This window comes from Streptomyces sp. RLB3-17, from assembly GCF_007113425.2.
Taxonomy (GTDB): Bacteria; Actinomycetota; Actinomycetes; order Streptomycetales; family Streptomycetaceae; genus Streptomyces; species Streptomyces mirabilis_D.
Genome location: NZ_CP041610.2, coordinates 8971906 through 8993848 on the forward strand (window position 1 = coordinate 8971906; position 21943 = coordinate 8993848).

Annotated in this window: 18 protein-coding genes; 14 read left to right on the plus strand and 4 right to left on the minus strand. The window is 71.2% G+C overall.

The window, feature by feature from the left end; translation table 11 throughout:
• Positions 1-11 precede the first annotated feature (11 nt).
• From FNV62_RS40320 to FNV62_RS40340, 5 genes are all read left to right on the plus strand, one after another.
• On the plus strand, positions 12-1574 hold the full coding sequence (locus tag FNV62_RS40320) for a PucR family transcriptional regulator (protein WP_054230372.1): 1563 nt from the start codon (positions 12-14) through the stop codon (positions 1572-1574).
• A 145-nt stretch (positions 1575-1719) separates the two neighbouring features.
• Complete coding sequence (locus FNV62_RS40325; RefSeq protein ID WP_054230371.1) at positions 1720-2562, plus strand: nitrilase-related carbon-nitrogen hydrolase; 843 nt, start codon at positions 1720-1722, stop codon at positions 2560-2562.
• A 154-nt stretch (positions 2563-2716) separates the two neighbouring features.
• Positions 2717-4120 (plus strand): dihydropyrimidinase, encoded by a 1404-nt coding sequence (gene hydA / locus FNV62_RS40330; RefSeq protein WP_054230370.1) that lies wholly within the window; start codon positions 2717-2719, stop codon positions 4118-4120.
• 18 nt (positions 4121-4138) lie between these two features.
• Positions 4139-5158, plus strand: coding sequence for a TIGR03842 family LLM class F420-dependent oxidoreductase (locus tag FNV62_RS40335; RefSeq protein WP_054230369.1), 1020 nt, complete (start codon positions 4139-4141; stop codon positions 5156-5158).
• Positions 5159-5351: 193 nt separating this feature from the next.
• Entirely contained in the window at positions 5352-6878 is a 1527-nt protein-coding gene (locus FNV62_RS40340; RefSeq protein ID WP_060895145.1) for an NCS1 family nucleobase:cation symporter-1, read from the plus strand.
• Positions 6879-6982: 104 nt separating this feature from the next.
• Here the strand turns inward: FNV62_RS40340 and FNV62_RS40345 are convergent, their stop codons facing one another.
• From FNV62_RS40345 to FNV62_RS40355, 3 genes are all read right to left on the minus strand, one after another.
• Positions 6983-7648 carry a hypothetical protein gene (locus FNV62_RS40345; protein ID WP_143628793.1) on the minus strand — a complete coding sequence of 222 codons (666 nt, stop codon included), beginning with the start codon at positions 7646-7648 and terminating at the stop codon, positions 6983-6985.
• 122 nt (positions 7649-7770) lie between these two features.
• On the minus strand, positions 7771-8604 hold the full coding sequence (locus tag FNV62_RS40350) for a class I SAM-dependent methyltransferase (protein ID WP_144315937.1): 834 nt from the start codon (positions 8602-8604) through the stop codon (positions 7771-7773).
• Positions 8601-9602, minus strand: a complete 1002-nt coding sequence (locus tag FNV62_RS40355) for a carboxymuconolactone decarboxylase family protein (RefSeq protein WP_054230366.1) — start codon at positions 9600-9602, stop codon at positions 8601-8603. The genes FNV62_RS40350 and FNV62_RS40355 overlap by 4 nt, the downstream gene beginning before the upstream one ends.
• Before the next feature lie 216 nt (positions 9603-9818).
• Between FNV62_RS40355 and FNV62_RS40360 the strand changes: the two genes are divergently transcribed.
• The 9 genes from FNV62_RS40360 (at position 9819) to FNV62_RS40400 (ending at position 20596) form a co-directional block, all read left to right on the plus strand.
• On the plus strand, positions 9819-10931 hold the full coding sequence (locus FNV62_RS40360) for a sensor histidine kinase (protein WP_097289295.1): 1113 nt from the start codon (positions 9819-9821) through the stop codon (positions 10929-10931).
• Complete coding sequence (locus tag FNV62_RS40365) at positions 10928-11596, plus strand: response regulator (protein WP_067362402.1); 669 nt, start codon at positions 10928-10930, stop codon at positions 11594-11596. Before FNV62_RS40360 ends, FNV62_RS40365 begins: the two co-directional genes overlap by 4 nt.
• Positions 11597-11837: 241 nt before the next feature.
• Positions 11838-12251 (plus strand): hypothetical protein, encoded by a 414-nt coding sequence (locus FNV62_RS40370; protein WP_143628796.1) that lies wholly within the window; start codon positions 11838-11840, stop codon positions 12249-12251.
• Positions 12252-12547: 296 nt separating this feature from the next.
• Positions 12548-14371, plus strand: coding sequence for a gamma-glutamyltransferase family protein (locus FNV62_RS40375; protein WP_144315938.1), 1824 nt, complete (start codon positions 12548-12550; stop codon positions 14369-14371).
• 86 nt (positions 14372-14457) lie between these two features.
• Positions 14458-15303 (plus strand): inositol monophosphatase family protein, encoded by an 846-nt coding sequence (locus FNV62_RS40380; RefSeq protein ID WP_143628799.1) that lies wholly within the window; start codon positions 14458-14460, stop codon positions 15301-15303.
• Between the two features lie 505 nt (positions 15304-15808).
• Positions 15809-17218 carry a phytoene desaturase family protein gene (locus FNV62_RS40385; protein ID WP_144315939.1) on the plus strand — a complete coding sequence of 470 codons (1410 nt, stop codon included), beginning with the start codon at positions 15809-15811 and terminating at the stop codon, positions 17216-17218.
• A 180-nt stretch (positions 17219-17398) separates the two neighbouring features.
• Positions 17399-18871: a beta-1,6-galactanase gene (locus tag FNV62_RS40390; RefSeq protein WP_143628801.1), complete on the plus strand. Its 1473-nt coding sequence runs from the start codon at positions 17399-17401 to the stop codon at positions 18869-18871.
• A 76-nt stretch (positions 18872-18947) separates the two neighbouring features.
• Positions 18948-19457, plus strand: coding sequence for an O-acetyl-ADP-ribose deacetylase (locus FNV62_RS40395; protein ID WP_097289296.1), 510 nt, complete (start codon positions 18948-18950; stop codon positions 19455-19457).
• A gap of 458 nt (positions 19458-19915) precedes the next feature.
• Positions 19916-20596, plus strand: coding sequence for a phosphatase PAP2 family protein (locus FNV62_RS40400; RefSeq protein ID WP_143628804.1), 681 nt, complete (start codon positions 19916-19918; stop codon positions 20594-20596).
• Between the two features lie 12 nt (positions 20597-20608).
• On the opposite strand, the gene FNV62_RS40405 is transcribed toward FNV62_RS40400, so the two are convergent.
• A complete protein-coding gene (locus FNV62_RS40405; protein ID WP_143628806.1) occupies positions 20609-21943 on the minus strand; it encodes a glutamate-1-semialdehyde 2,1-aminomutase in 1335 nt (444 codons plus the stop codon).

Consider the following 21943-nt stretch of genomic DNA (forward strand, 5'->3'; position numbering starts at 1 on the left):
GGGAACGTGCCATGACCACCGCCACCGCCTTGGAACCCGCCCTGTCGGTACGCCAGGTCCTCGCCCTGGACCGGGTGCTCGCCGGAGAGCCCGAGGTGGTGGCCGGTGCGGGCCACCTCGACCGGTCCGTGCGCTGGGTGCACGTCGCCGAGGCCGCCGACGTGGGTGTGATGCTCAGCGGCGGGGAGATGGTGCTCACCACCGGGGTCCTGCTCGCCGGCGACCCGGACGCGCAGGCCGAGTACATCCGTTCGCTGCACCGTGCGGAGGCCGCGGCCGTGGTCCTCGGGCTCGGCCGGGCCTTCCCGACCCCGCCGGACGTGATGCGCCGGGCCGCCGAGCGCTGCGGGCTGCCCATGGTGGTCCTCCACCGGCCCTTCCCGTTCGCCGAGCTGACGGAGGAGGTCCAGTCCCGGCTCGTGCGCAGCAAGTTCGCGGCGGTGAGTCTCTCGGAGGCCGTACGGACCGCGCTCACCGGGCTCATCACCACGGGCGCGCCCCTGCAGCGGATGCTCGACGAGATCGCCGTGCACGCCGCGTGCCCGGTCGTCGTCACCAACCTCGCCCACCGCGTCCTCGCCACGGCGGGGGAGCGGTCCGCGGTGGACGACGTGCTGCGCGACTGGGAGCGCATCGCCCGGCAGGCGGGCGGCAGCGAGGGCGACGGCTGGATCCGCGCCGAGCTGGGCGGGCGCGGCGAGAGATGGGGCCGCATCGTGCTGTGCGGCTACCGGGGCGACGCCGCCACCGGGCGGCTGCTCGCCGACCGTGCCGCCGAGGCCCTGGTCCTGCACCGGATGCTGGGTGGCTCCGTGCACACCTGGGAGGAGGAGTCCGCGCAGGGCCTGCTGACCGACCTGGTGAGCGGGGTCGTACCGGCGCGGCAGCTGCTCCCGCGGGCCAGGGCGGCCGGGCTGCCCGTCAACCGGCGGGCCTTCGTGCCGCTGGTGGTACGGGACGGCGACCCGGGCCAGATCGACCGAGTGCTGCGTCTGTTGGGGCTCCCCGGACTGGTCGCCGAGCTCGCCGACGGGGCCACCGCCGTGCTGCTCAGCCTCGCCCGCGACCAGGACGCGGAGGCGCTGGCCGCCCACTTCGCGCTGCGGCTGCGCCATGAGACCGGCGCCCGTACGACCGTGGCGGCGGCCTCGCCCCGTACCGCCTGGGACGACGTCCCCGGCGGCCTGCGTGAGGCCCTGCACGTCGCCGAGGCCGCCGCCGACGCACCCGCCGACCAGGACCAGCCGGTGCTCGTCCGGCTGCGTGACGTCCATCTGCGGGGGCTGATACGGCTGTTGCGCGACGATCCGAACGTCCAGTCCTTCGCCGAACGGGAGTTGGACGGGCTGCTGTGCGGGGCCGATGCCGAGTCGGAGCTGCTGCCCGTGCTGCGGACCTACCTCGCGACCGGCCGCAACAAGTCCCGGACCGCACAGCTCCACCACGTCAGCAGGCCCGCGCTCTACCGCCGGCTGGAGGCCATCGAGGCCCGGCTCGGCGTCGACCTCGACGACTTCGAGCAGGCCGCCTCCGTACACATCGCACTGCTCGCACACGACGCGCAACAACGGTGAAACACCGGACGGCTCAGGTGAAACATGGGACAACGCGGGGGTGACACCGTGGAACGGCACAGCGCCTCAGACGTGACACGGTGCAACTCAAACCATCCCTCAGGGCTTCCTAGGCTCCTCGCACACCGAGCGACCGGAGGTCCCGATGAGCAGAGTGATCCGCGCCGCCGTCTTCCAGACTGCCTGGACCGGCGACAAGGAGTCGATGATCCAGGTCCACGAGCAGGCGGCCCGCGACGCCGCCGCACAGGGCGCACAGGTGCTGTGCTTCCAGGAGCTCTTCTACGGGCCCTACTTCTGCCAGGTCCAGGACAAGGCGTTCTACGAGTACGCCGAGCAGATCCCCGAAGGCCCGATCGTCCGGCGCTTCCAGGCGCTGGCCAAGGAACTGGGCATCGTGCTCGTGCTGCCGATGTACGAGGAGGAGCAGCCCGGCGTCCTGTACAACACGGCCGCCGTGATCGACGCGGACGGCTCGTACCTCGGCAAGTACCGCAAGCACCACATCCCGCAGGTCGAGGGCTTCTGGGAGAAGTTCTACTTCCGTCCCGGCAACGCCGGCTGGCCGGTCTTCGACACCGCGGTGGGCAGGATCGGCGTCTACATCTGCTACGACCGGCACTTCCCGGAGGGCTGGCGTGCGCTGGGCCTCGCGGGCGCCGAGATCGTGTTCAACCCGTCGGCCACCTCGCGCGGACTGTCCTCCTACATCTGGCAGCTGGAGCAGCCGGCGGCGGCCGTCGCCAACGAGTACTTCGTGGGCGCCATCAACCGCGTGGGCGTGGAGGAGTTGGGCGACAACGACTTCTACGGAACGTCGTACTTCGTCGACCCGGAGGCCCAGTTCGTCGGGGAGGTGGCCAGCGACAAGGAGACCGAACTCGTCGTCCGCGACCTCGACATGGCCAAGCTGCGCGAGGTGCGCGACCGCTGGCAGTTCTACCGGGACCGCCGGCCCGACGCGTACGAGCCGCTGACCGCGCCGTAGCCCGGCGGGGCCCTGGAGTCCGCCGGGCTTCCCGCGCCCCCGACGGGGCGCGGGGCTGTGGCATTGCGCGGCTTGGCCGCGTGGGCGCGACCAGCCACGAGTGACCCGCAGTTTTCAGCGCACCGCATTCAGCGAACGGCAGGAGAGAGGGAGCATGAGCAGCCGTACCGTCATCCGTAATGGCCTCGTCATCACCGCGTCCGACGAGATCCACGCCGACGTCCTGATCGAGGACGGCCGGGTCGTCGCCCTCGCCGCGACCGGCACCCCGGCGGCCGAGTCGTGGACGGCCGAGAAGACCATCGACGCCACCGGCAAGTACGTCATCCCGGGCGGCGTCGACGCCCACACCCACATGGAGCTGCCCTTCGGCGGCACCTTCGCCTCGGACACCTTCGAGACGGGCACCCGGGCCGCGGCCTGGGGCGGCACCACCACCATCGTCGACTTCGCGGTGCAGAGCGTCGGCCGCTCACTGCGCGAGGGCCTCGACGCCTGGAACGCCAAGGCCGACGGCAACTGCGCCATCGACTACGCCTTCCACATGATCGTCTCCGACGTCAACCAGGAGACGCTCAAGGAGATGGACCTGCTGGTCCAGGAGGGCGTCACCTCCTTCAAGCAGTTCATGGCCTACCCCGGCGTCTTCTACAGCGACGACGGTCAGATCCTGCGCGCCATGCAGCGCTCCGCCGAGAACGGCGGCCTGATCATGATGCACGCGGAGAACGGCATCGCGATCGACGTCCTCGTGGAACAGGCGCTGGCGCGCGGCGAGACCGACCCGCGCTTCCACGGCGAGGTGCGCAAGGCGCTCCTGGAGGCCGAGGCCACCCACCGGGCCATCAAGCTCGCCCAGGTCGCGGGCGCTCCGCTGTACGTCGTGCACGTCTCGGCGCAGGAGGCGGTCGCCGAGATCGCGCGGGCGCGCGACGAGGGGCTGAACGTCTTCGGCGAGACCTGCCCGCAGTACCTGTTCCTGTCGACCGACAACCTCGCGGAACCGGACTTCGAGGGCTCGAAGTACGTGTGCAGCACGCCCCTTCGGCCCAAGGAGCACCAGGCCGCCCTGTGGCGGGGCCTGCGCACCAACGACCTCCAGGTCGTGTCGACCGACCACTGCCCCTTCTGCTTCGTGGGCCAGAAGGAGCTGGGCCGGGGCGACTTCTCGAAGATCCCCAACGGCCTCCCGGGCGTCGAGAACCGCATGGACCTGCTCCACCAGGCCGTCGTCGACGGGCACATCTCGCGCCGCCGCTGGATCGAGATCGCCTGCGCCACGCCGGCCCGGATGTTCGGCCTGTACCCGAAGAAGGGCACCATCGCACCGGGTGCCGACGCCGACATCGTCATCTACGACCCGCACGCCGAGCAGGTCATGTCGGTCGAGACCCACCACATGAACGTCGACTACTCGGCGTACGAGGGCAAGCGCGTCACCGGGCAGGTCGAGACCGTGCTCTCGCGCGGCGAACCGGTCATCACCGAGCGGGAGTTCACCGGACGCGCGGGTCACGGCGTCTACACCCCCCGCTCCACCTGTCAGTACCTTCTCTGAGCGACTAGGAGTGGCGCCATGGACTTCGGACTCGTCCTGCAGACCGACCCCCCGGCCTCCCGCGTCATCGACCTGATGAAGCGCGCCGAGGGCAACGGCTTCACGTACGGCTGGACCTTCGACTCGGCCGTGCTGTGGCAGGAACCCTTCGTGATCTACAGTCAGATCCTCGCGAACACCGAGAAGTTGACGGTCGGCCCGATGGTCACCAACCCGGGCACCCGCACCTGGGAGGTCACCGCCTCCACCTTCGCGACGCTCAACGACATGTACGGCAACCGCACGGTGTGCGGCATCGGGCGCGGTGACTCGGCGATGCGCGTCGCCGGGCGCAAGCCCAACACACTCGCCCGCATCAGCGGCGCGATGAAGGTCATCCGTGCCCTCGGCCGCGGCGAGGAGGCCGACCTCGGCGGCACCGTCGTCAAGTTCCCCTGGGTCAAGCCGGGTGCCGAACTCCCGGTCTGGATGGCCGCGTACGGTCCCAAGGCCCTGAAGATGACCGGCGAGGAGGCCGACGGGTTCATCCTCCAGCTCGCCGACCTCTATCTCACCGAGTACATGGTCAAGGCCGTGAAGGACGCGGCCGTCGAGGCCGGGCGCGACCCCTCCGAGGTGAAGATCTGCGTGGCCGCGCCCGCGTACATCACCGAGGACGACTCGCCGGAGGCCCTCGCCCACGCGCGTGAGCAGTGCCGCTGGTTCGGCGGCATGGTCGGCAACCACGTGGCCGACCTGGTCTCCAAGTACGGCGAGCACTCCGCCGCCGTACCCGAGGAACTCACCGACTACATCAAGGCCCGCGAGGGCTACGACTACTCCCACCACGGGCGCAGCGACAACCCCGACACCAAGTTCGTGCCGGACGAGATCGTCGACCGGTTCTGTCTGATCGGCACGGCCGAGCAGCACATCGAGAAGCTGAAGGCGCTGCGCGCGCTGGGCGTGGACCAGTTCGCGGTGTACGACATGCACGACGCGCAGGAGGCCGTGATCGACGCGTACGGGTCGAAGGTCATCCCGGCCGTCAACGGCTGACAACTCCGCTCCGGGCGGCCGGCCTCCGGCCGCCCACCGCACCACCGGCCGTACTCCGGTCACCGCTCCCCCTCCCCATACGTCCCCTTCCCTCCGTCCGGGAAGGGGATCACCGCACCACCACACCCGCACAACCCCCCACGGCGTCACCCGCACGGCCTCTCCCGTCACTCCTCATTTGATTGGCCTGCCCATGACCGAGACCGTCCCCAGCGAGGGCCCGCCCGTCGCTCAAGTCACGCTCCCCGACGGCCGGGTGGAGATCGCGCCCGACGCGCCCGCGCCCAGCGGCCCCTACGCCAACGAGGACCTGCTGCCGGTCCCGGTCGAGAAGCGCACCTGGACCACGTACAACTTCTCGGCACTGTGGGTCGGCATGGCCCACAACACCGCTTCCTGGACCCTTGCTTCCGGCCTGATAGCCGTCGGCATGGACTGGAAGCAGGCCGTGTTCACCATCGCGCTGGCCAACCTGATCGTGCTGGTTCCGATGCTGCTCACCGGGCACGCGGGACCCAAGTACGGCATACCCTTCCCCGTCTTCGCCCGCGCCTCCTTCGGTGTCCGCGGCGCCAACCTGCCGGCTGTCGTACGGGCGTTGGTGGCCTGCGGCTGGTTCGGCATCCAGACCTGGATCGGCGGCGAGGCGATCTACTTCCTCGCCGGGAAGCTCTTCGGCGACAGCTGGGCCAACGCCTCGAAGGTCGGCGGCTACGCGTGGACCATGTGGCTGTCGTTCGCGATCTTCTGGGTGCTCCAGGTCGCCATCATCTACCGGGGCATGGAGACGATCCGCCGCTTCGAGAACTGGGCGGCGCCCTTCGTGCTGCTGGGCGCCGGTGTGATGCTGTGGTGGATGAGCAGCAAGGCGGGCGGCTTCGGCCCGCTGCTCGACCAGCCCTCCAAGCTCGGCTGGGGCGGCGACTTCTGGAAGCTCTTCTGGCCCTCGCTCATGGGCATGATCGGCTTCTGGTCCACGCTGTCGCTGAACATTCCCGACTTCACCCGGTACGGCAAGAGCCAGAAGGCGCAGACCTGGGGTCAGGCGCTCGGTCTGCCGACCACGATGACGCTCTTCGCCTTCCTGTCCGTCATGGTCACCTCGGGCTCGCAGGCCGTGTACGGCGAGGCCATCTGGGACCCGGTCCAGCTGGCAGCCAAGACCGACAACGTCTTCGGCCTCCTCTACGCGCTGGTCACCGTGCTGGTCGCGACCCTGTCCGTGAACATCGCGGCCAACCTGGTCTCGCCGGCCTTCGACTTCTCCAACCTCGCACCGCGGAAGATCAACTTCCGTACCGGCGCACTCGCCACCTGTGTCCTCGGCGTGCTGATCTTCCCCTGGAAGCTGTACTCCGACCCGCAGGGCTACATCTTCACCTGGCTCGGCCTCGTCGGCGGTCTGCTCGGCACCGTCGCCGGCATCCTCATCGCCGACTACTGGATCCTGCGCCGCACCAAGCTCGATCTCGCCGACCTGTACCGCACGGGCGGCCGCTACTGGTACGACGGCGGCTGGAACTGGCGGGCCGTCGTCGCCTTCCTCACCGGAGGCGTCCTGGCCGTCGGCGGCGCCGACTTCCATCCGCTCATCGACGGACGGCCCATCCCGGCGCTGAAGTCCCTGGCCGACTACGGCTGGGCGGTCGGACTCGGTACGTCGATGGTGCTGTACCTGGCGCTGATGCTGCTGCGGGGCAAGGAGAAGACCGCCGTCTGACGCGTGAGGGAGAACAGCCGTCGGAGAACGGCTGAGAGAGAACAGCCGTCGGAGAACGGCTGAGGGACAACAGCTGTCGGATCAGTGCGGCGGTTGGAGAACGGTCAGCCCTTCTGGCCGTTCTCCAGCGTCGCCACCACGTCCTTGGCGGCCTTGATGGCCCCCTTGTTGATCTCGTCCGTGCTGGGCGCCTTCTTCGTCTCGAAGTTGCTGCCGTTGTACGTGACGACCACCAGCGCGTTGGACGCGCGGACGATCACCACTCCCTCACGGGTCTGCTGCTTGTCCGTGGTGGTGAGGTTCACGACCGAGTAGGCCGAGTCGCCGAGGCCGGGAACCGCCCCACCGCCACTCTTGTCCGATACGCGCCCCGTATAGGACTTCTGCGCCGCTTCGTCCGAATCCTTGATCTCGTACGAGACGTCCAGCCAGTGGTAGTCGAAGCCCTTGAGCGCGTTCCAGGAACAGGTGCGGCGCACCGACTTGTCGGTCGACGGAATCTCCTGGCCGGCCGTCTTGGCGCCCGGGACAAGAACCTTGATCGTCTTCTCCGTCACGCCGGTGCAGGGCGCGGGGGCCGCGGTGTACGTCTTCGCGACCGCCGTCGCCGCGGGGCCCGAGGGGGACTGCGCCGTCTGGGGCGACTTGTGGTCGGTGGCGGCCGGAGTCGTCGTCGACGTGCCGGACGACATGACCCAGCCCGTGCAGGCGAGGACCGCGACCGGCAGCAGGCGCGCGGTGAGGGCGAGTGGCAGAGGAAGAGAATGCACGGCGCACTTCTCGTGGGGGACGGTGCGGAGGTGGTCCACACTGCGGACGGAACGCCAGTGTCACATGACTCCCTGTGGGGCGGAAGTGCCAACTCACTCCGTGCCTGTGCGGTGACAGTGACTCACTGGGAATCGTCCGTCCGCCACTTCGCCGTCACCAGCCACACCGCCGCCCGGAGTCGAACACCGCGATCCGTCTCATAAGGGCGCAAGGTGTCCCGCAGGGCCTCGCGCGTGTCGGCGTCGACCGCCCGTCCGGGCGTGCGGGAGAGGATGAAGCCGACCGCGTCCGCGGCGTCGCGCCCCCAGATCGTCTCCGTCGCGACCGGAGTCACCGTCACGTCGTCCCACCCGCGCAGAACCTCGCGGATGTGCTCCGGGTCGGACAGGGAGGCCATGGCGGCCTGGACGGCGACCGTCGCGGCGTCCGGTTCGTCCAGGAGTTCTCCGAAAAGGCTCAGGGCGCGTGACTCCTCCACCTCGGGACCGGCGGGCCGCGGACAGACGAACGCGAGCCGCCCGCCCGGCCGCAGCGAGCGCGCCAGGTTCCGGAACGCCGCCGCGTGGTCCGCGAAGAACATCACCCCGCCCCGGCTGATCAGGACGTCGTATCCGGCGGGCGGGAAGGGATGGATCTGGGCGTCGGCGAGCTCGTACGCGACGTTGGTGACCCCCTCCGCGGCGGTCGTCGCCCGGGCCCGGTCGAGCAGGGGTGCCGAGATGTCGACCCCGACGGCGTGCCCGTGCGCCGCCAGCCGGCCCGCGATCCGGGTCGTCGCACCGGCCCCGCACCCGACGTCCAGGACGCGGTCGCCCGAAGCGATCGCCGCCGCGTCGAAGAGCGCGGTGTTCAGGCCCGACACGAGCGTGTCATAGCGCTCGTGGTGGCCCGCCCAGTGATGGCCGAGGCTGCCGTTCCAGGCCCGCGCCTGAGCGGAGTTGGCGATCTGTGTCATGAGGTCTCCTCGGCCGTGCGGACGGGAAGCGCGCTCTCGATCCGGTCGACGGCGGCGAACGCGCCGTACGCCACCAGATGCACCAGACAGTGGTCGGTATGGATGGGTTTACGCCAGGCCGTCACGTCCTCGTCCGTGATCCGGTACGGGGCCAGCGCGGCCAGCAGCGCGAGCCGCGCCCCGGGCCGCGAACGGTCGGGCAGCGCGTCCCACGCGAGCGGCGGGTGCGAGCCGTCCCAGTCCCGGAGCGTCTCCCGTACGAGGATCCGGTCGGCCTCGTCGAGAAGACCCTCCCCCTCGGTGGCGGCGGCCCGCAGTGCGGCGTAGGCCGGCCCGACCGTGGTCCCGCGCGCCCAGTCCGGACCGGGCCCGGAGTCGTCGAGGAGTTCCAGGCCCGCACCCGGCACGGCTCGCCGGCGCACCGTCCGGGCGACGGACCGCCCGGCCAGACTCCGCACCGCCCGGAACCGTTGCGCGTTGCCGGGCAGCAGACTCTCGGTGAGCAGCGCCGACACCACGCGGTTGATGAAGTGGAAGGACAGGGCGGTGCCGATGTAGGCGGGGGCGTGCGCGACGGGGAAGGGGTACGGCGCCAACTCGGGCGCCCCCGGGGTCCGGGTCGCCCCGCCCCATGCCAGCACACGCGCGTGCTCCTCGTCGGCGGGGGTGTCCCCGCGCGCCACCGTCTCCGCGAGCCGGTGGTCCCCGGTCGCGTGCAGCAACATCGTGTGCGCGTCCACGCAGAACGGGCACCGGTTGGCGACGGACACCCCGAGCGCCGCGAGTTCCTTCCCCGTCCGGCTGCCCTCGCCCGCGATCAGCGACTCGCGCATCAACGCCCAGGCCGAGGCCATGAGACCGGGAGCGGGCGAGAGCACGACGAAGGTCACCGCGCGCTCGATGCCGAAGTCGTCGGCGAGCTGGGCGTAGACGCCCGCGACACGGCCGGTGGCGGACTTGGGCGGAGACGGGGTGGTGTAACGGAAGGGACTGGACATGGGATGCCTCCTGGTAGGGAATGAGGGCGGGGCCGCCGGTTCGGCCGCCGTCGCCACCCTCCTTCAGGGAGCCGTCCCCGGTCGTCGTCCACCCGAAGGCATCCCGAGCCACCCCCACCCGCCCAGCGCGCGCCGTGATCTACTCCAGCCGGAGTACGCCGGGCCCCCTCCACAGGTCTGACGCCACTGTCCGAACGGCCGTCTATCGTGCGGGACATGGCGTTGGACCAGGGCACGCGCAGGCACCTGACCGACGCGGCCCTCGCGGTCGTGGTCGGTGCCCTCGTCATGACCGCCGCCGCGGTCGACGACGGCGCGACCCCCGCCGACTACGCGCTGATCACCGTGGGCTCCCTCGCCCTCGCGGCCTACCGCCGCGCCCCGCGCCGGGTACTCGCGGTCAGTACGGTCACCACGACGGCGTACGTCCTGCACGCCCACCCCGGCACCCTCGCCGCCCTCCCTGTACTGGGCGCCGTCCACACGGCGGCCCGAGCGGGTCACCGAGGAGTGGCGGCGCTCGCGAGTGCCCTGTTCCTGGCGGCATTCGTCACCACGGACCTCACGGCACGCGCAGGCGCCGAGCGCTCTCTCCTGCTCGCCGGCTGGTTCCTGTGCGCCCTGGTGACAGGCCTCGCCGACCGCAACTGGCAGGCGTATCTGCGCCAGACGGAACAGCGCGCGATGGAAGCCGAACGCACCCGTGAGGAGGCGGCCCTGCGCCGGGCGGGCGAGGAACGGCTGCGGATCGCCCGCGAGTTGCACGACTCGCTCACGCACAGCATCTCGATCGTCAAGCTCCAGGCGGGCGTCGCCGTCCACCTCGCCCGCAAACGCGGTGAGGAGGTCCCGCCCGCGCTGCTCGCCATCCAGGAAGCGGGCGGCGAGGCCATGCGCGAACTGCGGGCCACGCTGGAGGTGTTGCGCACCGACGAGCCGACCGGCACTCCCGCGCTGCTCGTGGAGCGGGCCCGCGCGGCCGGTCTCGCCGTGGAGCTGACGGTGTGCGGCGAGGAGCGTCCGCTCACGGCGACGGTGGACCGTGCCGCCTACCGCATCGTCCAGGAGGCCCTGACGAACGCCGCGCGCCACGCGGGCCCCGCCAAGGTGGCCGTCCAACTCGACTACAGCACCGACGACCTGACGATATCCGTCGACGACGACGGCGGCGCCGACCCGTCCCGTCCGCCCACCCCCGGCATCGGCCTCACCGGCATGCGCGAACGCGTCACGGCCCTCGGCGGCACCCTGCACGCCGCACCGCGCACGGAGGGCGGCTTCTCGGTGCGCGCCGAACTGCCGCTGGGGTTACCGGAGGAGGTGCCGTGATCAGGGTCGCGCTCGTCGACGACCAGGCGCTGATGCGCGCCGGCTTCCGCGCCCTGCTCGACGCCGAGGACGGCATCGAGGTCGTGGGCGAGGCCGCCGATGGCAAGCAGGGCCTCGCGCTGGTGCGCGCTTCCTTGCCGGACATCGCCCTCGTCGACGTGCAGATGCCGGTGATGTCGGGCATCGAGGCCACCCGCCGTATCGCCGCCGACCCGGAGCTGTCCGCCGTACGCGTCGTCATGCTCACCAACTACGGCCTGGACGAGTACGTCTTCGAGGCGTTGCGGGCCGGGGCCAGCGGCTTCCTGCTCAAGGACACCGAGCCCGCCGACCTGCTTCAGGCCATCGAGGTCGTCGCGCGGGGGGAGGCACTGCTGTCCCCGTCCGTGACCCGCACCCTGATCGGCGAGTTCGTCGCCCGGCCCCCGGACCGGGCCACCGCGCCCGGCCTGGAGTGCCTCACCCGCCGCGAACGCGAGGTCACGGCACTGGCCGCGCGCGGTCTGACCAACGAGGAGATCGCCGCGCACATGGTCATCAGCCCGTTCACCGCCAAGACCCACATCAGCCGGGCGATGACGAAGCTGGGCGCCCGCGACCGGGCCCAACTGGTGGTGTTCGCCTACGAGTCGGGCTTGGTGACGGCGCGGGGGAGTGCGAACTGAGGGGTGCGTGGCGCTCGTCGAGCGGGGTGTCGCTTCTTGTTGCCGGACGCCACGGTCCCGCGGCGCACGTCGGCATCGGGCAGTGCCGCAAGGGGTCAGGGATCAGGCGGCGCATGAACAGTCCCGACGGTCCGTCTCCCGGTGCCGACGTGGCTCAAGTTGAACTTCTGACTCACAAAGAGGTATGAGCTACAGACCGCGAGCCGCGTACTCAGCGGCACAGCACGTCAACGGGAGAGTAATGAATCGGCACATCATGGCCCGCGTCGGCACAGCCGTCACCGCCACCGGGCTGGCACTGGCACTGGGCACGGGAACGTCCTTCGCCGGCGGCAACTACGTCGGCTCGTTCAAGAAGAACGGCAAGTCCGTCGCGACCGTGGTGTTCGAGCCGCGGAACTCCTCCGGGGGACCTCAGTTCACCGACGTGATCGACTCGGCCAAGGACGGGCACTCGATCCGGGCGGTCACCTATGACGCGACCACGGGCAAGCGGCGGAACACCTGCGAGACCAGTTCCGTCAAGGACTGCGAGATCTCGCCCCGGATCGCCAAGGGCCACAAGGTCCGCGTCAAGGTGTACTGGGTCAAGGGCAGGACGGCGACCTACCTCGGCACGGTTTTGACCGACAAGGGCAAGCTGCCGGTCGTCTGACCGAGCGTCTCCGCCCGCCGAGAACCGCGTCGAGGTGCCGTCCCGGACGGCGCCTCGACGCGCGGACGGATGTCAGGAACCACATCGAAGCCTCCGGCGGCTCCCAGCCGTTTCACCGCCGCACCGGTGGGCGACGGTCGTCGGCCGATGGGCGCCGAAGTGAGAGCGCGTCCGATCGGTAGTCTGCTCCCTGGTCAGGGCGACCGGAGCCGAGCCGGAACTCCCCGGATTCCTCCCACAACGCGTCCGGAGGACTGATCGGCACCGGCCGACGCGCGCAGACACCGAGGTGAGAGATGTCCTTCACTACTCGACCCACGCTTCAGGGGACCTTCGGCATGGTGTCCTCCACGCACTGGCTCGCCTCGCAGTCGGCGATGGCCGTCCTGGAGGACGGCGGCAACGCGTACGACGCCGCCGTCGCCGCGGGCTTCGTGCTGCACGTGGTCGAGCCGCACCTCAACGGACCCGCCGGCGAGGTCCCGATCATCCTCGCCCCGGCGGGCGGCGAGGTGCGTGTGCTGTGCGGACAGGGCGTCGCGCCGGCCGGGGCGACGATCGCCCACTACAGGAGACTCGGTTTGGATCTCGTACCCGGCACCGGGCCGCTCGCGGCCGCCGTGCCCGGCGCCTTCGACGCGTGGATGCTGCTCCTGCGCGACCACGGCACGAGGTCCCTCGCCGATGTCATGAAGTACGCCATCGGATACGCGGAGGACGGGCACCCGCCCGTGGAGCGGGTCGGCGAGACCGTGGAGTCGGTGCGCGCGCTCTTCGAGACGGAGTGGACCTCGTCGGCAGAGGTCTACCTGCCCGGCGGGAAGGCGCCGCGTCCCCGCGAACTGTTCCGCAATCCCGCCCTCGCCGCGACCTGGCGCCGACTGCTCGCCGAGGTCTCCGGGGAGACCGGCCGCGTGGCGCAGATCGAGGCCGCGCGCCGCGTCTGGCGCTCGGGCTTCATCGCCGAGGCCCTGGTACGACAGGCCCGGCGGCCCACCATGGACACCAGCGGACACCGCCACACCGGCACCCTGACAGCCACCGACCTCGCCTCCTGGTCCGCGAGCTACGAGGCGCCCGCGACGTACGACTGGCGCGGCTGGACCCTGTGCAAGGCGGGCCCCTGGAGCCAGGGCCCGGTCCTCCTGCAGCAGCTCGCCCTGCTCCCGCCCCAGCTGCCGCGGTACGGCTCCGCGGAGTACGTCCACCTGCTCGTCGAGGGCTGCAAGCTCGCCATGGCCGACCGGGAGGCCTGGTACGGGGACGCGGCCGAGGTGCCCCTCGACGAGCTGTTGTCGCCCGAGTACAACGCCGAGCGACGCGCCCTCATCGGCCACAAGGCCGCCAGCGAGCTGCGCCCCGGCAGTCCCGGCGGGCGCACCCCGATGATCAGTGGCCACGCGCGCGAGGTCGCCGACGGGGAGCCGGGCTTCGACGCGCTGGCGCTGCCGGGCGCGGGTGAACCCACCGTGGCCAGGGCCGCCGGGGAACCCGAGGTGGCCCGGGACGGCGGCACCCGGGGCGACACCTGCCACCTCGACGTCGTCGACCGCTGGGGCAACATGGTCGCCGCCACCCCCAGCGGCGGCTGGCTTCAGTCCAACCCTGTCGTCCCCGAGCTGGGCTTCCCGCTCGGCACCCGGCTCCAGATGGCCTGGCTGGACGAGGGGCTGCCCAACTCCCTCACGCCGGGCCGCCGCCCCCGTACGACGCTGACACCCTCGCTGGCGCTGCGCGACGGAGTGCCGGTCATGGCGTTCGGAACCCCGGGCGGCGACCAGCAGGACCAGTGGCAGACCCACTTCTTCCTGGCCGTGGCGCTGCGCGGCGAGGTACGCGGCGGACTCGACCTCCAGGGCGCGATCGACGCCCCGAACTGGCACAACGACAGTTTCCCGAGCTCGTTCCACCCGCGCGGCATGCGCCCCGGCAGCCTCACCGTCGAGTCCCGCACGGACGGGGCGGTCGTCGAGGAGCTGCGCCGTCGCGGCCATGACGTCCAGGTCGCGGAGGCATGGTCCGAGGGCCGGCTGTGCGCGGTCGCCCGGGATCCGGGGACGGGTGTGCTGTCGGCGGCGGCGAACCCGCGAGGGATGCAGGGGTACGCGGTGGGTCGCTGATCAGCAACTCCGGGAATTCACGGCGATTCCACCCGGAGTGCACCGGAGGGGTGGGGATTGTCAGTGGCGCGTGTTGTCATGGAGCCATGATCGAAGACATCGAAACCATCGACGAGTTTCTCGCGCACCGCACGTCCGACGTCGAAGAAGCGATCCGGCAGGCGGCTGCCGCCGAGATCATGCCGCGCTTCAGGCAGCTGACCGCGGACGAGATCGACGAGAAGAGCGGCCCGCACGACCTGGTCACGGACGCCGACCGCAAGGCCGAGGAGTACCTCACCGAGGCGCTCGCCAAGCTGCTGCCCGGCTCGGTCGTGGTCGGCGAGGAGGCGGTCCACGCCAATCCGGCGACGTACCAGGCGATCCAGGGGCAGGCCCCGGTCTGGATCGTCGACCCGGTCGACGGCACCCGCCAGTTCGTCCACGGCGACACCGGTTTCTGCACGCTCGTCGCGCTCGCCGTGGGCGGGGTCGTCCAGGCGTCCTGGACCTATGCCCCGGCCCGCGACCAGCTCGCCGTCGCCGTGCGCGGCCGGGGTGCCCGCCTCGACGGCGAGCTGCTGCGCCCGGGTGCGCCCACGCCCGGCCGTGACCTCGAGATAGCCACCTCCCATCCCGACTACACCACCGACGAGCAGAAGCGCGCTCTCCTCGGCCTGCGCACCGAGGGCGTGCGGCCGCGTCCCTGCGGTTCGGCGGGGCTGGAGTATCTGGCCGTCGCCCGCGGTGAGCTGGACGGGACGGCTTTCTCCTGGGAGGCGGCCTGGGACCACGCGGCGGGCCTGCTCCTCGTCGAGGAGGCGGGCGGCGTCCACCTGACCCTCACGGGCGAACCCTTCCGCATCACGGGAGGCAACACCCTCCCCTTCACGGCGGCCCGCGACGAGACCACGGCCCGACGGGTACGGGGCTTGCTGACCGCCGGCCTCTGACCCCACCGACGCGCCGAGGGCATGGCGGCGGCGACAGCCGGCCGCGGCCCCTGGGGCTGAGAGCGGTGGCGAAGGCCGAGGGGTTGCGCTGCGCCCGTCCGGCACCGCACACGTGCCCCGGACGGCGAGTGGGAACGGCTCCGACGCCCGAGGTGCCTCCGGTGACGATCGCGGCCGTGTCCCTGATCTGCGTTTCTGGTCCTTACGACTCGCCGACCGGGTTGACACCGTGGGCGTCGATCGGGCCGATGACGCGGTGCGGGCCGTCGGCGATGTCGTAGATCTTGCGGATGACTTTTCGGCCCCCGGCGGGTCGTGGACCCCGGCGACCCGAGGTCCGGCGGGCGCTCGATCCAGGCGGCCCCTGACCCGGCGGCCCCAGACCCCCCGTCTGCCGGACGACTCCCCGTCTCCCAACCCCCCGCGCCATCAAGGCTGTCAGTCCCCCGGCATATCCTGATGTCCAGTGGCCGTCGGCTGACAAAGGAGTCCGAAGGTGCCATCGATGCTCGATGCGGTCGTGGTGGGTGCGGGGCCGAACGGACTGACGGCTGCCGTGGAGCTGGCCCGCCGCGGCTTCTCCGTGGCCGTGTTCGAGGCACGGGACACCGTGGGCGGCGGCGCCCGCACCGAAGAGCTGACACTCCCCGGCTTCCGGCACGACCCCTGTTCCGCGGCCCACCCCCTCGGCATCAACTCACCCGCCTTCCGAGCGATGCCCCTGGAGCGGTACGGCCTGGAGTGGCTGCACGCGAAGCTCCCGATGGCGCACCCGTTCCCCGACGGCACCGCGGCGGTGCTCGCCCGCTCCGTGGCCGAGACGGCGGCCTCGTTCGGCCCGCGCGACGCCGGTGCGTACCGCAGACTGGTCGCCCCCTTCCTCCCCACGTGGGACACGTTGGCCCACGACTTCATGTCCCTGCCACTGACCGCCCTGCCCCGCGACCCGGTGACGCTCGCCCGATTCGGCCTGGCCGGACTGCCGCCCTCGACCTGGCTCATGCGGCGCTTCCGTGACGAGCGGGCCCAGGCGCTGTTCGCCGGTCTCGTCGCACACGTCATGGCCCCGCTCGACGGCATCGCCACCGGCGCCGTCGGCCTGGTCTTCGCGCTGGCCGCGCACGCCCGCGGCTGGCCCGTCGCGCGCGGCGGCTCCCAGTCCATCTCCGACGCGCTCACCGCGTACCTCAAGGACCTCGGCGGCACCGTCCACACCGACTACGAGGTCAAGCGTCTCGACGACCTGCCGCCCGCCCGTGCCTACGTCTTCGACACCTCACCCGCCGCGCTGTCCCGCATCGCGGGCTTCGGGCGGTACTACGAGGACTATCGCTACGGGGCGTCCGTCTTCAAGATCGACTACGCCCTGGACGGCCCCGTCCCCTGGACGGCCGAGGAGGCACGCATCGCCGGGACGGTGCAGGTGGGCGCGAGCCGCGCCGAGATCGCCACCGCCCTGCGCGCCGCCTCGCGCGAGGGCCGGGCGCCGGACGTCCCCTTCCTGATCACGGTGCAGCCCAGCGTCGTCGATCCCTCCCGGGCCCCGGAGGGCAAGCAGGTCTTCTGGGCGTACGGACACGTTCCGAACGGCTGGACGGGTGACCTCACGGACGCGATCGAGCGGCAGTTGGAGCGGTTCGCACCCGGCTTCCGCGACCGCGTACTGGCCCGCGCCACCGCGGGCCCGCCCGAACTCGCCGCGCGCAACGCCAACTACGTGGGCGGCGACATCGGCTGCGGCGCCGCCGCCGGACTCCAGCTCCTGCTGCGTCCCAAGCTCTCCCTGTTCCCGTACAGCACACCGCACCCGGCCGTCTTCATCTGTTCCTCGGCCACCCCGCCGGGCCCCGGTGTGCACGGCATGTCGGGGCACAACGCGGCGAAGGCCGTGTGGCGGCGCCTGCGTCACTCCTGACCGGAGGATGCCGCCGGTCCTGACCAGGGGCGACCACCAGTCCTGACCAGAGGCGGCGCTAGCCGTCACATCCGTGCCTCGTTTCACAGGAAGAAAGCGCTGTCACGCGTCTCGACAACGTCCCGCCCCGGCCCGATCATGCGATGGGGCCGTGGCATGACCGTGACAGGAGACTTCCACATGATCAAGCGCAGATCGGTGCTGGCCGCGGCGGGTGGTGCGCTGCTCGGTAGTGCGCTGGCCACGGGCACCGCTCGGGCCGACGCGACCATCGGGGTCAACCCGGGTACGAAGTACGGCAGTTGGGAGGGCTGGGGCACCTCCCTCGCCTGGTGGGCCAATGCGTTCGGCGCCCGGGACGACTTCGCCGACATCTTCTTCACCACCAAGTCCGTGGCGTACGGCGGCAAGACGCTGCCGGGCCTCGGCCTCAACATCGCCCGCTACAACCTGGGCGCGTGCAGCGGGAACACCGTGAGCGGCGCGAGCATGGTCGCCTCCGCCAACATCCCCGCGTTCAAGCAGATCGAGGGGTACTGGCAGGACTGGAACAACGAGGATCCCACCTCCTCCGCCTGGGACTGGACGGCCGACGCCAACCAGCGGGCGGCCCTGGTCAAGGCGACCCAACGCGGCGCCGTCAGCGAGCTGTTCGCCAACTCGCCGATGTGGTGGATGTGCCTCAACCACAACCCGTCCGGCGCGTCCGACGGCGGCAACAACCTCCAGTCCTGGAACTACCGTCAGCACGCCTCCCATCTGGCCGCGGTGGCGCTCTACGCGAAGAACAACTGGGGTGTGAACTTCAGCTCCGTCGACGCGTTCAACGAGCCCTCCTCCAGCTGGTGGACGGCGACGGGCACCCAGGAGGGCTGCCACATGGACGCCACCGTCCAGGCGGCCGTCCTCCCGTATCTGCGCAGCGAACTCGACAAGCGCGGTCTGACCGGCACCCTGGTCTCCGCGTCCGACGAGACGAACTACGACCTGGCCCGCACGACCTGGAACTCCTTCAGCTCGACCACGAAAGCCCAGGTCAACCGGGTCAACGTGCACGGGTACCAGGGCTCCGGCGGTCGCCGTGACCTCCTCTACACCGACGTCGTCACCACGGCGGGCAAGCGACTGTGGAACTCCGAGACCGGGGACTCCGACGCCACCGGCCTCACCCTGGCGAGCAACCTCTGCCTGGACTTCCGCTGGCTGCACCCGACCGCGTGGGTGTACTGGCAGGTGATGGACCCCAGCACCGGCTGGGCGATGATCGCCTACGACCAGAGCACCCTCCAGCCGACGACCGTCCAGACCAAGTACTACGTGATGGCCCAGTTCAGCCGGCACATCCGCCCCGGCATGACCATCATCGACACCGGTGTCGGATACGCGGCAGCGGCGTACGACGCGAGCGCGAAGCGCCTGGTCATCGTCGCCGTCAACTCCGGCGCCGCGCAGAACCTCACCTTCGACCTGTCCAAGTTCAGCCAGGTCACCGGGGGCAGCGGCGGACTCGTACGACGCTGGAACACCGTCACCTCCGGCAGCGGCGACCTCTACACCGCCCACTCGGACACCTATCTGAGCGGCAAGACGCTGACGGCGGCCTTCTCCGCCGCGTCCGTGCAGACCTTCGAGATCGACGGAGTGGTCGTCTGACAGTCGGTTATCGCGTGGCGGCCGGAGCGCAATGCGGCGAGGATCGAAGTCCGCATACGAGGAGGCCGAGGCCGTCATGACCGCCATCACCCTGGTCCAGGGAGACATCACCCGTCAGAGCGCCGACGCGATCGTCAACGCGGCGAACTCGTCGCTGCTCGGCGGGGGAGGCGTGGACGGGGCCATCCACCGACGTGGCGGCCCCGCCATCCTCGCCGACTGCCGCAGGCTCCGCGCCTCGCAGTACGGCAAGGGCCTGCCCACGGGCCAGGCGGTCGCCACCACCGCGGGCGAGCTTGACGCGCGGTGGGTGATCCACACGGTCGGCCCGGTCTTCAGCCGTGAGGAGGATCGCTCGGCACTCCTCGCCTCCTGCTACCGGGAGTCGCTGAAGGTGGCCGACGAACTCGGCGCCCGCACGGTCGCCTTCCCGGCCGTCTCCGCCGGTATCTACGGGTGGCCGATGGACGACGCCGCCCGGATCGCGGTGGAGACCGTACGGGCCACGCGGACGGCCGTCGAGGAGGTCACGTTCGTCCTCTTCGACGAGCCGGCGTACGAGGCGTTCACCGCGCAGGTCCGCTGACGGCGGTCGCGGCCCGTCTACCCGACGTGCTCGAGGCCCCGCAGGAAAGGCGATCCAGAAGCAAAATTCGCGGAGTGCTGACACACGGACTTTCCGACGGCGGTCTGCCGCGCCCCCATCGTTGGTTAGGGTGGCAAGTGGACGACAGGGGGCAGGTTGGTCTGCGACGATGTGCGGGCTTTTCCCCGTCTCGGTCATGAGCGGGGTGTTCGGCTCGACCGCCACCAAGCAGGAGGCCGCGGCGCGGGCCCGGACCACCAGGTGGGCGGACAGTTGACCCGTGGTGCGAAACGCCGGATCGGCGGGCCCTCGGGGCAGGTCAAGAGCCGGCCCGCGGGAGCCGAGGTACTGACGGGACACATGGGCCGCGGCGTGCCCGGACCTACGGTCACCGGGGTCCGGAACACCATCCACCGATCACGGCGGAGCACCGCAGGTCGACCGGACGCGGTGGGCGTGTGACCGGCCGGTCGGCGCCCGCTGTGCTGCCCCCGTCGCTGCGCGGGTGGCTCGGGCCGGTCGCGGCCCTCGCCGCGCTGGTGGTCGTCGTGCTCGGGGTCCTGTATGCCGACGACAGCAAGCCCGGCAGGGTGGACGCGCGGATCTCGGCGGCGCTGGACGGTGTGGGGCCGCCATGGCGGCACGTCGCCCTGGCCCTGGACTTCTTGGGGGAGCCCGTGGGAGCGGCGACGCTGGTCGTCGCCCTCGTGACGGGCTGTCTGCTGCTGCGGCGTCCTCGCGCGGCGGTGCTCCTCGTTGCCGGCGTCGGCATGACCGTGGGGACGGCGACGCTGCTCAAGTCCCTGGTGGGACGCACCATCCACGACGGGAACCTGTCCTACCCGAGCGGGCACACCGCCTTCCTCACCGCGCTCGCTCTCGTGGTGGCGCTGCCGGCGACCGGCCGACTCGGCCTCGGCAGGACGGCCGGCACGCTACTGGTGCTCGCCGCGGCGCTGGTCGCCGGCGCCGCCATGGGCTGGGCGCAGGTCGCCCTGGGCGCGCACTACCCGACCGACGTCCTAGGCGGCTGGTGCACCGCGCTGGCGGTGATACCGGCGACCGCGTGGCTGGTCGACCGGATGGCTGACCGGCCGGTCGACCGGATGGCCGACGCCGGTCAGCGGGAGCGTCGCTGACGTCACGTCACGTCACGCCAAGCGGCGGAATACGGGCTTCACGGGTCGTCCGGCCAGCCAGGGGGTGGGGTCCCCGGCGTCCAGTGCCTTCCGGTACACCGCACATGCCTGGGCCACCACGTCGACGGTGTGATCGATGTCGGCGTCGTCGAGCGCGCTGCTCACCACGAACGACGGGGCCAGCACCCCGCCCGCGAGGAGTCGGCGCAGGAACAGGGTGCGGTACTCCTGCGACGGCTGCAGGTTCTCGTCGAGGGTGGCGAAGACCAGGTTGCTGGCCCGGCCCCGGACGACGACGTGGTCGCCGACGCCCATGCCGGCCGCGGCCTCGCGGACACCGGCGGCCAACCGCTCGCCGAGGGCGTGCAGCCTTGCGGTGACGCCCTCTTCGACGTAGGTGGTCTGCACGGCCATCGCGGCTGCCAGGGAGTGTGTTTCCGCACCGTGCGTGGTGGACAGCAGGAACACCCGGTCGTCGGAGTGACGCAGCCCGCCCCGCTCCATCAGATCGCGGCGCCCGGCCAGCGCGGAGACGGCGAATCCGTTGCCCAGCGCCTTGCCGAACGTGGAGAGGTCGGGGACGACGCCGTAGAGGCCCTGGGCGCCCGCCTCGGACCAGCGGAAGCCGGTGATCATCTCGTCGAAGATCAGTACGCAACCGTGCCGGTCGGCCAGCTCGCGCAGCCCGGCGAGGTACCCGGGCGGCGGCTCGGTGTGGGTGGCGGGTTCCAGGATCAGGCAGGCGACCTCGTCCTGGTACCGGGTGAGCATCTCCTCCGTGGCGGCCAGGTCCCCGTAGGGGAACGCCACGGTGAGCTCGTTGGTCGCCGCCGGAATGCCGGCGGACATCGGCGTGGTGCCGATGAACCAGTCGTCGACGGAGAAGAACGGATGGTCGGCGCAGAGGGCCACCCGCGGGCGCCCGGTGGCGGCGCGGGCGAGGCGCACCGCGGCGGTGGTGGCGTCGGAGCCGTTCTTCGCGAACTTCACCATCTCGGCGGTCGGCACCGTGGCCAGGAAGCGTTGCGCGGCTTCGACCTCCAGGATGGACGGCCGGACGAAGTTGCTGCCGCGGTCGAGTTCCCGCCGCACCGCCTCGACCACGCGTGGGTGGGCGTGGCCGAGGCTGACCGACCGCAGGCCGGAGCCGTACTCGATGTAGCGGTTGCCGTCGATGTCCCACACGTGGGCACCGCGGCCGTGGCTGATGACCGGGGCCAGGTTCTCGGGGTACTGGTCGTCGCCCTTGGCGTAGGTGTGCGCGCCCCCGGGGATCAGGGCGTGCAGTCGCTCGTTGGCCAGCCGCGAGCGGGGCAGGAGGAACTCTTCGGTGTCTTCGGTGTGCAC